The sequence below is a fragment of the Pseudoalteromonas sp. MMG012 genome, from assembly GCF_018100875.1.
Classification (GTDB): domain Bacteria; phylum Pseudomonadota; class Gammaproteobacteria; order Enterobacterales; family Alteromonadaceae; genus Pseudoalteromonas; species Pseudoalteromonas aurantia.
This window is the reverse complement of sequence record NZ_JAGJEF010000025.1, coordinates 25,712-37,567: the sequence shown is the minus strand read 5'-3', so window position 1 is coordinate 37,567 and position 11,856 is coordinate 25,712. Positions and strand designations below refer to the sequence as shown.

The 11,856-nt window shown below is 41.6% G+C and carries 8 protein-coding genes; 4 read left to right on the top strand and 4 right to left on the bottom strand.

Features of this window, described 5'->3' with window-relative positions; genetic code table 11:
* Positions 1-4: 4 nt before the first annotated feature.
* Positions 5-490 (bottom strand): hypothetical protein, encoded by a 486-nt coding sequence (locus J8L97_RS10675; protein ID WP_211049538.1) that lies wholly within the window; start codon positions 488-490, stop codon positions 5-7.
* Positions 491-732: 242 nt separating this feature from the next.
* The gene (locus J8L97_RS10670) at positions 733-2,775 is read right to left on the bottom strand and encodes a glycoside hydrolase family 97 protein (protein WP_211049536.1); all 2,043 of its coding nucleotides are present in this window, start codon (positions 2,773-2,775) and stop codon (positions 733-735) included.
* A gap of 208 nt (positions 2,776-2,983) precedes the next feature.
* On the opposite strand from J8L97_RS10670, the gene J8L97_RS10665 reads away from it, so the two are divergent.
* On the top strand, positions 2,984-3,622 hold the full coding sequence (locus tag J8L97_RS10665) for a methylamine utilization protein (RefSeq protein ID WP_210997851.1): 639 nt from the start codon (positions 2,984-2,986) through the stop codon (positions 3,620-3,622).
* Positions 3,615-4,844 carry an OprO/OprP family phosphate-selective porin gene (locus J8L97_RS10660; protein ID WP_247688638.1) on the top strand — a complete coding sequence of 410 codons (1,230 nt, stop codon included), beginning with the start codon at positions 3,615-3,617 and terminating at the stop codon, positions 4,842-4,844. Before J8L97_RS10665 ends, J8L97_RS10660 begins: the two co-directional genes overlap by 8 nt.
* Before the next feature lie 45 nt (positions 4,845-4,889).
* Here J8L97_RS10660 and sthA read toward each other — a convergent pair whose 3' ends face one another.
* Both sthA and J8L97_RS10650 read right to left on the bottom strand, forming a co-directional pair.
* Positions 4,890-6,326 carry a Si-specific NAD(P)(+) transhydrogenase gene (gene sthA, locus J8L97_RS10655; RefSeq protein WP_211049531.1) on the bottom strand — a complete coding sequence of 479 codons (1,437 nt, stop codon included), beginning with the start codon at positions 6,324-6,326 and terminating at the stop codon, positions 4,890-4,892.
* 42 nt (positions 6,327-6,368) lie between these two features.
* A complete protein-coding gene (locus J8L97_RS10650; RefSeq protein WP_210997854.1) occupies positions 6,369-7,505 on the bottom strand; it encodes a fatty acid desaturase in 1,137 nt (378 codons plus the stop codon).
* Positions 7,506-7,610: 105 nt separating this feature from the next.
* Here J8L97_RS10650 and fabR point away from each other — a divergent pair, with 105 nt between their 5' ends.
* Both fabR and J8L97_RS10640 read left to right on the top strand, forming a co-directional pair.
* On the top strand, positions 7,611-8,216 hold the full coding sequence (gene fabR, locus J8L97_RS10645) for an HTH-type transcriptional repressor FabR (protein ID WP_192506238.1): 606 nt from the start codon (positions 7,611-7,613) through the stop codon (positions 8,214-8,216).
* Positions 8,217-8,490: 274 nt separating this feature from the next.
* Positions 8,491-11,766 carry a M4 family metallopeptidase gene (locus J8L97_RS10640; RefSeq protein WP_211049528.1) on the top strand — a complete coding sequence of 1,092 codons (3,276 nt, stop codon included), beginning with the start codon at positions 8,491-8,493 and terminating at the stop codon, positions 11,764-11,766.
* Positions 11,767-11,856 lie beyond the last annotated feature (90 nt).

Here is an 11,856-nt window from a genome sequence, read left to right as displayed (position 1 = left end):
TAAGTTAAGGGACTTCGACATCAATGATCACGACTCTAGGGTCTTGTGAAAAGTGTCGCACCTCCGCTGCATCTCCGGCTTTTTTGGCGACAATCCTGAAATCTACGGCATATTCTGTTTTATCAGACAGGTCAACTTTTAACGCCGTATTCGGATTCTCTAACATGAGGTGCAGGACTTCTTCAGGAATCGTTGCACCGGTTTGAATTGCAGTAATGTTAACTGTTAGTTCATGTCCGTTGGAATGTGTTTCGCTATCTAATTGATAATTGAAGTTATCTTGGGCATGAACAAACAAAGTTCCGTTTTCTGCGAATTTCCAGTCAGCTGTACTTGCTTGAGTCAGTGTGTATTTAAGTACGATTGTCTGAATGTTGTTTTGTACGTTTATGCGTGTTTCTTCAGCTGGTTTTTCGTTAGCGTCACTAATCGTCCAGTTTTTGCCATTATCTTTCGGTTCTACGGTGAAATTTAAGGTCTTCTTTGCCATTATCAGCGTCCTTTGTTAGTTTTAATATGTCATCGTACAATGATGAGAGCTTACATTGTAACTATAGCAATACTACCACTTCTATGAGACTTATTATTGTTTGATAGTGAAGGGATAAAATTTAAAAGAAGCGCCGATAATAGAAGAGTGAGTTCAGCGAAGGCTATTGGAGCGTATTTCTTCAATGTAGCGTGTGGAGCAAGCAAAATGCATGAGGTGTTACCTCATGCATAACAACGTGATTATAATGCTTTAAAACGGATAGCGGTACCGCCACTGGGGGCGAGCGTTAAGGTCAGCGTGTCTTTTGCGGTAACGATTTGCTTATTGATTTGTATATCATATGGATTATTTTTCCACTCGGCCTGTTTTCCATCTTGATAAATATGAGCTTCATATTGGGTGTTTTCACTTAGAAAGTTCAATTTAACCGTGTGTGTTCTGGCCTGCTCATCAGTAATTGCACCAAGGTACCAGTCGTTGCCACTATAATTACCTCGTTTCCTTTCTTGCCTTGCAAAAACAACGTAATCACCCACTTCACCCGCTAAGGCAATACTTTGCTCCCAATCGGTTGGGACATCTTTAATAAACTGAAAAGCATCGGGCTTAGCGAGATAGTTAACAGGTAAATCTGCCGCCATTTGAATGGGGCTATATAAAACTACGTACAGAGCGAGTTGCTTAGCGAGTGTGGTTTGAGGTCGGTTAGTGTTCTCACCCAGACCATTAAAACTCATGTCAAAAATGCCAGGCGTAAAGTCCATAGGCCCTGCGAGCATACGGGTATAAGCAAGCAAAGTCGTATGTTCAGGCGGGTTTGGAGGTGTTCCCCAAGCGTTAAACTCTTGCCCTCTGGCTCCTTCGCGCGCTAACCAGTTGGGGTAGGTACGACGTAACCCCGTATCTTTTATCGGTTCATGTGTGTTTATGCTGATTTTATACTTGGCTGCGAGTGTCACATTAGCTAAATACTCATTCACCATGAATTGACCGTCATGCCATTCAAAACGCGCATTACCTCGTTCGTCTATACGCTTGATGTTGCCTCCATCCGCAACGTAACCGGTCTTTACTTGATGAACACCTGTTTGTTGATAGAGTTTGAAGGCCGCTTCCATTTGTGTTCGATAATTACTGACGCTCCCTGAGGTCTCATGATGGCCAATAAGCCGAGCCCCCACTTTTTGACTATGCTCAGCTATGGCATTAATGTCAAAGTCATCATAAGCTTTGGTAAAGCTGAATACATCGCCATTAGAAAACCAATCACCATCCCAACCTAGGTTCCACCCTTCGACTAACACACCATCAAAGCCATGCTCAGCTGCAAAGGTGAGATACGCTTTTGTGTTTTGAGTTGTCGCGCCATGCTTAGCGCCACTGCCCCAGGTGTTTTTACCAATATGCATGCCCCACCAGATACCAAGGTATTTTCCTGGTTTGACCCATGAAACGTCTCCCAGTTTGTTTGGCTCATTTAGATTTAGAATTAAATGTGAATTTAAGAGGCCAGTCGCTGAATTACTAATTTGAATAGTACGCCATGGTGTTTTAAATTGACCATTGGTTTTGACTGCAACACCATCAGACCAAGGAGTTAAGTCAGTAACGAATGTCCCTGGACGACGTTGATTCAGTGTCATGGCTGCATAGTCAATAAGGGCTGCTTCATGAACACTGACGTGAACGCCATCGGCATTTCTAAGGGTAAATGGTGTGTGTACATGGCTTGCTTTAGGTAACGTGGTGGTGTTATAGGTATACTCATAGCGATTCCACCCGCGTGCAGGTATCCACCAAGCCGTGCTATTGTGCGCATCTGCGAAATTAAACTCTGTTAATTCACGAGTAATATAGCGAGCATTGGGTTTATTGACTTCATATCGAAAGCCGATACCATCATCGAATGCGCGCACGCGCAGTATGTATGCAATATCTTGCGTCGTTTTATCCTTCAGCACTACGCTTAATTCGTTATGATGGTCAGTGATTGTACGTGCCTCTCCCCACGGCTGCTGCCATTGATGGTGTGCACTGTTCTTGTTATGTTTAGCTATCGCTAGGTTGCTGCGCATCGCTGGGTGATGCTGAAAATCAAAACCAAGTTTGGAGTCGTTAATGATTTTTTTATTGTTGAAGGAGACGCTATAAGTGGGTGGCCCCTGCTCATCAGAGATAGAAAAAGCAATATTATTATTTGGTGAACTTACAGAGTGTACGGTAGCAAAAGCAGTACACGATAATAAGCTAACAGTTAATGATAACGACGTGAGTAAACGCATAACAGGTTCCTAGTTAAGCATGTTAGTGGTGAGGTAGGGTTAGCATACTGCGCTGCAATTTCAGGATGAATAGCTTGCATACGTATTCATAATGAATGATAAGTTTGGTTGTACCGGTCTGTTTATATTCGGGTGTAAAAATACGAATTTGTGTATAGATAACCTATACTAAAATATCAGCGATTTCACACATAAAAATTGGTAAAAGATGAAAAAATTTATAGGGTTATTGTGTTGGCTAGGATTTTCTTGCCAAGCATTAGAGTTGACAGTGAAGGATACACAAGGCCAACCTTTAGTCGGTGCGGCAGTGTGGCTTGAGGGGAAGCAATGGTCAGTAAATGATATCTCACTTTCACAACAATATAATATGGGACAAAAAGATCGAAACTTCACGCCGCACGCTTTAATTGTGCCGCAAGGGGCCAAGGTTGATTTTCCTAATTTTGATTCAATTTTACATCATGTATATTCTTTCTCAGAACCCAAAGCATTTGAATTAAAGCTATATCGCGATAAGCCCCAAGCCCCGATCACCTTTTCTCAGACTGGTGTTGTGGAGCTTGGCTGTAATATTCATGACTGGATGCTGGGTTACATTTTGGTGGTGAACTCAGGGGTATTTGGTTTAACTGACATCAATGGCAAGGTTAACTTACCAGTGATGGAAAATCAGTTAGGCACAACGACGCTGCAAGTTTGGCATGAACGCTATGAGAATTTAGATAAACCAGAGTCAAAACAGCTGAACATTGTGCAAACTAATCAGAAAATACAGTACCAATTACAACAACCATTGCTTGATAAATTGGACTTTTTAACGGATGAAACGGATGGCTATGAATAAAAGGGTCACAGTGATTGGCAGCTTGTTTTTTCTGTTTGCTAATCAATCTTATGCAGTTGAGGGGCAGCTACACGGCTTGGTTGAAATAAGTGCGCATGATCGCAGTGAACAAAAATCGTGGACCGCGGGTGGTTGGGGGATGAGTCGTTTTGGTACGCAAAGCAAGGTACTTAATATTTCCAGAGGTGTACTCGAAGGTCGCGTTGATTTGAGTTCTGCATGGTCTGGTCATGCTGTTGCACAATATGTCCCTGACCAAAATGATAAGCTTGGTTTTACTGAAGCTTATGTCAATTATCAACCTCTTTCAAAACGATATCAGTTTAGGTCTCGTATTGGTGCCTTTTATCCTCGTATGTCGCTTGAAAACCCCAGTTTAGGTTGGTCTTCTCCTTATACTTATCAGTATTCCGCCATTAATGCTTGGATAGGGGAAGAAGTACGCACGTTTGGTGCTGAGTTTGAAATTAAGCGTCCAGCTAGGCGGTTTCGCAGCAAATATGATATCAGTTTTTTAGGGGCGCTTTATAAAGGTAATGATCCTGCGGGTACGCTAGTAGCTTGGCGTGGTTTTACGCCTCATGACAGGCAGTCAGTGATTAATGAGCGGGTCCAATTTGCTCCTTTGTATGCACTTATGGCACCGCAATTGGCGCACCAAGGTCAGTATGTAGAGCCATTCAGTGAAGTGGATGGACGCTTTGGTTATTACTTGGGTACGCATATTGGGTATTTGAAAAAACACACATTGCGGTTGTATTGGTATGATAACAATGGTGACCCATCTGTGCTCAATCGCAACACACAGCAATATGCGTGGGACACTAAATTTTGGAGTTTAGCGTGGCGTAGTAAGCTATCAAAACAGACTCAAGTCATTATGCAAGCTATGGTTGGTAACACGGCTATGGGCGCGCGCAGAGGCGTAGATAATGATTTTAATAGCTGGTTTGTGATGCTCAGCCATACATGGCAGAATTATAGAGTGAGTGGCAGGCTGGAACAATCTAAAGTAATCGATAAAGATTTCTGGGAATTTGACCCCAATAATAGTGACACACAGGCTGTTACTTTCAATATTCGCAAACAGCTGAGTAAACAATGGCAGTTAGGAGTTGAGTGGCAATATTTAGATACTCGCGCTGAATTCCGGCCGCCTGTAGGTCGTGATGCACAACAGCAAGAAACCCTTTATAGAGCGACTGCAAAGTACCAGTTTTAGCGTGTGTATTAAAATGCGCGCCAGGTATACCCTGGCGCTGGTGGGCTAATCACATAACCGATTTAATCCATTAAGGGCTGCCACCCGATAGGCTTCTGCCATTGTGGGGTAGTTAAAAGTGGTATTAACAAAGTATTCGACATTATTACCCGCGCCTTTTTGTTCCATAATTGCCTGTCCAATATGAACAATTTCAGACGCTCGTTCACCAAAGCAGTGTACACCTAATAATTCTTTGGTTTCCGCATGGAATAGCAGCTTTAAACTGCCGACTTCGGTGCCCGTGATCTGCGCACGCGCTAAGTGTTTAAATTGCGCTCTACCAACTTCATAGGGTATTTTTGCCACGGTGAGCTCTTGTTCAGTTTTACCGACAGAGCTCATTTCAGGGATTGTATAAATTCCAGCCGGGATATCAATAATCAACTTATCGGCACTATCGCCTTGCACGATTGCATGGGCTGCAATTCGGCCTTGATCAAAAGCAGCGCTAGCTAGACTCGGATAACCGATTACATCGCCAACGGCATAAATATTATCAATGTCAGTTTGATAGTTCCCATTTACCTTGAGCTGGCCTCTTCCATCAGCTTTTAATCCTACAGCAGCCAGATTTAAATCGTTGGTGTTACCGGTACGACCATTGGCAAATAAAATACAGTCTGCTTTAACACGCTTTCCTGATTTCAAATGCAATATTACGCCGTCATCTCTTCCCTCTACGGTAGCAAATTCTTCGTTGTGACGAATAACGATACCACTATTCCAAAAGTGGTAACTGAGTGCATCAGATATCTCTGCATCCATAAAGGCAAGCAGTCGATCTCGGGTATTAATTAAGTCTACTTTTGCACCGAGCCCTTTGAAAATAGAAGCATACTCACAGCCAATGACACCTGCACCATAGATAATGACACGTTGCGGATTGTGCTTTAAGCTTAATATAGTATCACTGTCATAAACACGAGAATGTGTAAAATCCACTTCGGGAGGGCGATAGGGGCGAGAGCCTGTAGCTATCACAATTGTTTGCGCTGTTAATACTTCTTGAGAGCCATCATCATGTTGTACTTTTATCGTGTGTGCATCGATAAAACTGGCATCGCCTTGATATAAATGAATTCGATTTCTATCGTAGAAGCTACTGCGCAGGTTAGATTGCTTTGAAATAACGGTACTGGCATGATTCAAAATATCTTGAAATGTATGGCGTTGTGGTTTCTCTGTGAAACGATATAGAGGATTGGCTTTATATTCTATTAAGCGACTTACTGAATGACGTAGCGCTTTGGAAGGTATTGTTCCCCAGTGCACGCAGCCTCCACCAACAGCTTGCTGGCGCTCTATAACGGCGACGCGCTGTTGGCTTTTAGATAGATTCATTGCTGCGCCTTCACCACCGGGCCCCGTGCCAATGATGATTGCGTCATACTGGTAGCTTTTTACTTCTTTTTCTTTAGGGGAACTTTGTTGTTTAGTCACAGCCTCTCCTCAACGTTAGACTAAAGAGGCTGTGAAACTCCGCTAAACGTTGAATGACGGTTTTAGCAGCCTCGCATTTAATGCTAGCCATGCTTGTTTTTGCTCGTGCCAAGCAGCTTCGAGCTCTTGGTACTGCGTTGCGAGCAGTGATTTATCACACTGCACGCGCATGGAATCTTTTTTGGCTTCTAATAGTGCTTTTTGCGCGACACAAAATGTCTGCAGTTTTTTTAGAAGCAAGTCATACTCTTGTTGTAACAATGTAAGCTTATCTTGCGCCAAAGGCAATTTTGCTAAGCGTACTTTTGTTTTAAGTAGTAACGTTTCCGCTTTGGCTTTTTCAATTCGCTCTACAGGGGTCCGTTTAAGTTTATAAGCTAGACCCAAAGCAGCCATTGTCCGGATCATCCATTTCGTTGGATCGTAATGATACCAGCGAATGCCATTGCGATAATCACTTGCAAAAATATGATGAAAGTTATGATAACCCTCTCCATAGGTGAATAACGCTAAAAATCCATTATCACGCGCGGTATTTTTCTCAGTATAGGGTCGAGAGCCCCAGATATGCGCCAGTGAATTGATGAAGAAGGTAAAGTGTTGACTCAGCACTAACCTTAATACTCCCGCCAATAGTAGCATTGCAATAATATCACCTACAAGCACACCCAGTAACAATGGAATACCTAGGTTAGTTGCGAGTACGAGCTTTAAATAATGGCGATGCTGGAACATCACGATTTTGTTACGTTGTAAATCACGGGCATTACTGTAATTTCCATAACTCTCACCTTGATGATCACGAAGCATCCACCCTATATGGCTATACCAAAACCCATTGGTTGCTGCATAGGGATCTTTGATTGGGTCATCGACTTGACCATGGTGGACTCGATGATCACTACTCCAATGCAAGGCACTGTTTTGCAGTGCAAAAGCTCCGCCTATTGCGAATATCCATTGTATCACGGGGTGTGCATCATAAGCCTTATGAGCCCATAAGCGATGGTACCCAGCAGTAATAGATAGTCCAGCATAGAACATACAAGCTGTGAATACAGCCCAATGTGTTGCGGTATAGCCATATTCATAGCCATACCAGGGTACCAATGTGATGGCAGCCAAAAAGGTGATGCTAAAGAACAGCACATTTGTCCAAATAATCGGCGGTTTTTTCATTATTTAAATCTCAGCGTACACTTGTACGCTAAAATAGTATTTCATTCTGCTGCCGTCAAGTATTAGACTCTACAATGTTTGAACTAATTATATATGGAATGAAAAATGTCAGGTGTACGTGCGCAGCAAAAACAAAAAACTCGACAAGCGCTGATAGAAGCCGCTTTTAACCAGTTAAGTGCGGAACACAGTTTTTCAAATATTAGTTTACGTGAAGTCGCACGTGAAGCAGGTATTGCCCCCACTTCTTTTTATCGCCATTTTAAGGATATGAATGAACTAGGGTTAACCATGGTGGATGAAGCTGGTCTTACATTGCGCCAGTTGATGCGTCAAGCTAGGCGACGAATAGCAAACGGTGGCAGTGTCATAAATACCTCAGTGCAAACCTTTATGGAATTTATTGATACATCAAGTAACCAGTTTAGATTATTGCTCAGAGAACGCTCAGGCACGTCTAAAGCGTTTCGAGCTGCAGTTGCGAGAGAAATTAAGCATTTTACGTTAGAGCTTGCACACTATCTAGAATCTGAAACGCCATGCAATAAAAACCATGCGTACATGCAAGCAGAAGCAATGGTTATTTTAGTTTTTAATGCGGGAGCTGATGCATTAGATCAAGATAGTCAACAACTTAGTGAATTAACAGAACGTTTGATTTGGCAGCTCCGCTACATTGCTCGAGGCGCTGCACATTATGGTGGCCACTAGTCACTCTTCAGGAAAATAGTTGAAGTAAAAACTCTTTTAATACTTTTTTGGTATTTATATTCTAATCGTCAAAATTCTCGTTCATAAACCCGAAAATGTTAATTTTTTGTTTTTTAAATAACCAGTTAGATCAAGTTCTTGCTGGTTATTTGTGCTACTCCCATACTTTATTGTTATTTTAATGTTAAATTCGATCCATTACTCTAAATAAAATATTCACAATTGTTTGCTGTGTGTATTTCTTTATTTATCACATCTGTGTAAAGGAGTTAGGATGAATACGCTTTCGATATCCGCTATTAGTGGCTTGATGAGTATTGCATTTGGTAGTCATGCAATAGAGCAGCAGAATTTAATGAACCAAAGTCATATTTGGGCACAAGTACAGAAAAAAATTGTTCAGTCCAATATGGCTTTAAAAGCAGAGAAAAGTCTGTCAGAGCTCACTATTAATTATCGAGCGATGAAGACCGTTGGTGCCAATAATCGTTATCAGCACTATCAAGTATATGTTGGCAATATTCCCGTTTTAGACAGTCGCTTTGTTCTATTAGTCGATAAACTAGGCGATATCGAACAAGGTCTAGGTAGTGCTATTATTGCTGAAGAAGAATTCGCTACCTCTATACCGGATATATTTCGTTTAACCGAAACTCAAATTAAGCATACTTTAACAAAGCAGTTTATTGCGGATGGGATCCCGTTCACAAATGAACTGTCATTTAGTAAGGCGTTCATGTTGGATGAGAACGAACTCCAAGCTGTTTTTGTTGCACGAGTGCACACACCTGAGCGGCGAGTAAACTTCATTATAAACGCAGAAACTCTAAAAGTGATCCGAAAAGATAATGATATTGATGGGTTAAATCCTCAAGCAGAGTTGATTGCTGGAGGAGGAATTGGCGGTAATGAGAAATTAGGGGCGGTTTGTTATTCTCCAGCTCCAATGAGTATGAACAATTGCTTATCTTACAAGTTTCAAGCAACCGATGTCGCAGCTGCTGAGGTATTGTTTACAGATAATAATGTAAGTCTTTTTAGTGCATTCTCAGGATACCCGTTCATTGTCACTAAAGAGCAGGGAAATTGTGCGCTAGAAAACCCTTACGTAAAGACCATCGATTATATCGCTGACAAAACAAAAGCAGCCAGTTATCAATGTAGTAACTCAAATGAGAATTTTGATAAGGAAACAATAGACAATCAGTATTATGATTACTACAGCTACTCAGGCTTAAATGATGCTCACTTTAATGCTGGCCTAGTGATGCAGTATTACCACCAACTTTTAACAGAGATGTTCCCTGATCAAGGGTCTACCTGTGAGGCAACGGGCTTTTGTTTAAAGCAATTATTACAGAATGTAGGCAACAACACGTATGGTAACTCGCAAGCCAATTGGGACGATTCCCATGTGAATTACGGCACAGGGAATTATGGGGGAACACATTACTACCATACAACCTTAGATATAGTGGCTCATGAGGTCAGTCATGCAGTAACATTTTGGAATAGCCAGTTAAATGCCAGCGGTCAAGATGGTGCATTGAATGAAGCGTTTTCAGATATTGCAAGCGTGGCAGTGTTCGATTATTTTTCACAATATGTTCGGGGTTCATACCGTCAATCAACCGCTTTTAAAAACAAATCAGTGGATCAGGTTACAAGTCATGATGGTAATCGAAAATGGTGGTACGGCTGGGATGTCTTATATGAAGACACGGGAGCTCGGTATTTTGAGATGCCTTCTTGGGATGGCAAGAGCATTGACCACTTTAAGTCATACGAACCGAGTCAGTCGATATATAGTACAGCGGGTGTTTTTAGAAAAGCCTTTTATGAATTGGTAAAAACGCAAGGTTGGAGTATTCAAGATGGATTTAAGTTATTTCTTCGAGCCAACGTAAATTGTTTTTTTACCGGCGCATCGGTGCAAGATGCTGGTATGTGTTTGATTGACCAAGCGCGGTTTTTTAGTCACATAGGCACAGAGGGTGAAGTAACAGCACAAATAGATAACACTTTGCACTCGGTAGGAATTGTTGCGAATAACACACAACTTTCGTCATTAGAATTTGATAGTGCGATGCATTACGACACCGTTAGTTATACTTTAAATAGTATTGCTGCCACGGATATAAAAGAGATCGAGGTTGAGTGGGGTGATGGCACTAATGAACGTTGGCAAAAAAGTAACAATTCAGCTATTCACCCATTCTTACAACGCTCGCGCGTTTTAAATATTGATGAACTTATTCGGTTTAAGCTCACAGTCACAAAAACAGACAATACAAAGTTGGTGGGCTTTAGGCATTATTTTAGTCGAGCTGTGAAAGCCGCATGTGCACCAACGCTTGCACAAGGAAACTCTCCGTTGTCTTCACTATCTATCAACGCGCAGAGCGTGCCCTTAGCGCATCAACCTTACCAAAGTGTCCTGACGCCTACTCTACTTATGAATAAGCATAGTGAACAGCAATTGCAATTTGACAATACGCTCAATGGTAAACTCGTGTCGGTATTATTTGATAATAACCGTGATGGTTTGTTTTCATCGAATGAACTAATCATAGAGAATCAAGTGATTAATAATGGACAAGTGCGTTTTAAACTAAAAGATAAAACAACCGCAGGTATTGGCTTGATGCGATTATCATTTGGGGGGAAATATACATTCTATGATACGTGTGGATATGCAAAAGCATCTCAAGTAATTGATGTGAAAACGGACGTTGATGTGCCTGAACTTCCGATACAAGCAAGTTTTAGCTACCAGTTGTTGGCGAATAACCAGATTAAGTTTATCAATACTTCTCAAGTAAATAAGGTTCGTCAACCGAGTTACTATTGGCAATTCGGGCATGATAACCAAACGAGCCATAATGAGCAGCCTGAAACGGTGAGCTATCCGTTAACAAATGGAACTTATCGAGTGTCACTGCGAGTTACTTACCAAGATGGCAGTGGGCAAACAGATGAAGTGACTCAGGATATAATACTGACTGCCCCATCAGAGTGTAAAAGCAGAATCACTACGTCAAACAATGCGCAAGCGTTATATATTGATGAAATGCATGTATGGACATCTATTCACAACCGTAATCTCATCGCAAATGCGTCAGGTACAAATAATACTGGTTATAAAAAGCATGCAACTAACCTCGAGTTTTTACGCCGTGCAGAATTAAATGTAGATATCAAATCTAATGTATTAAATGAAGCAACGATCGATAGGCTGTTAAGCCGCGACAATCGTGATGTACGTCTTACTGTTTGGGTTGACCAAGACAAAGATAAAGTATTTCGTTCTGATGAATCTAATAGTTTCGATATGAGTGGTAACTACACCAAAGACTGCAATAACGGCCAATGTCGAATAAAAGCTAGCCAAGCCATATTTTTACCCAGCATGTATTGGTGGCAAAAAAAGAACTTCACACTTCGAGTCCGACTTGAAGAACATCCTTTGACTGAATTTGGTCACGATGGCTGTAATAACTTCAACTATGGTGAGGTTGAAGATATGGAAATTACAGTGAAAGGTCGTTAACGCCACCATTTTATCCCGTCATATATAGCCGTAAGGTCCTTACATAGATAGATGTAAGGGCCCTGAGCGTGAGCTCAAAATTCAATGTGT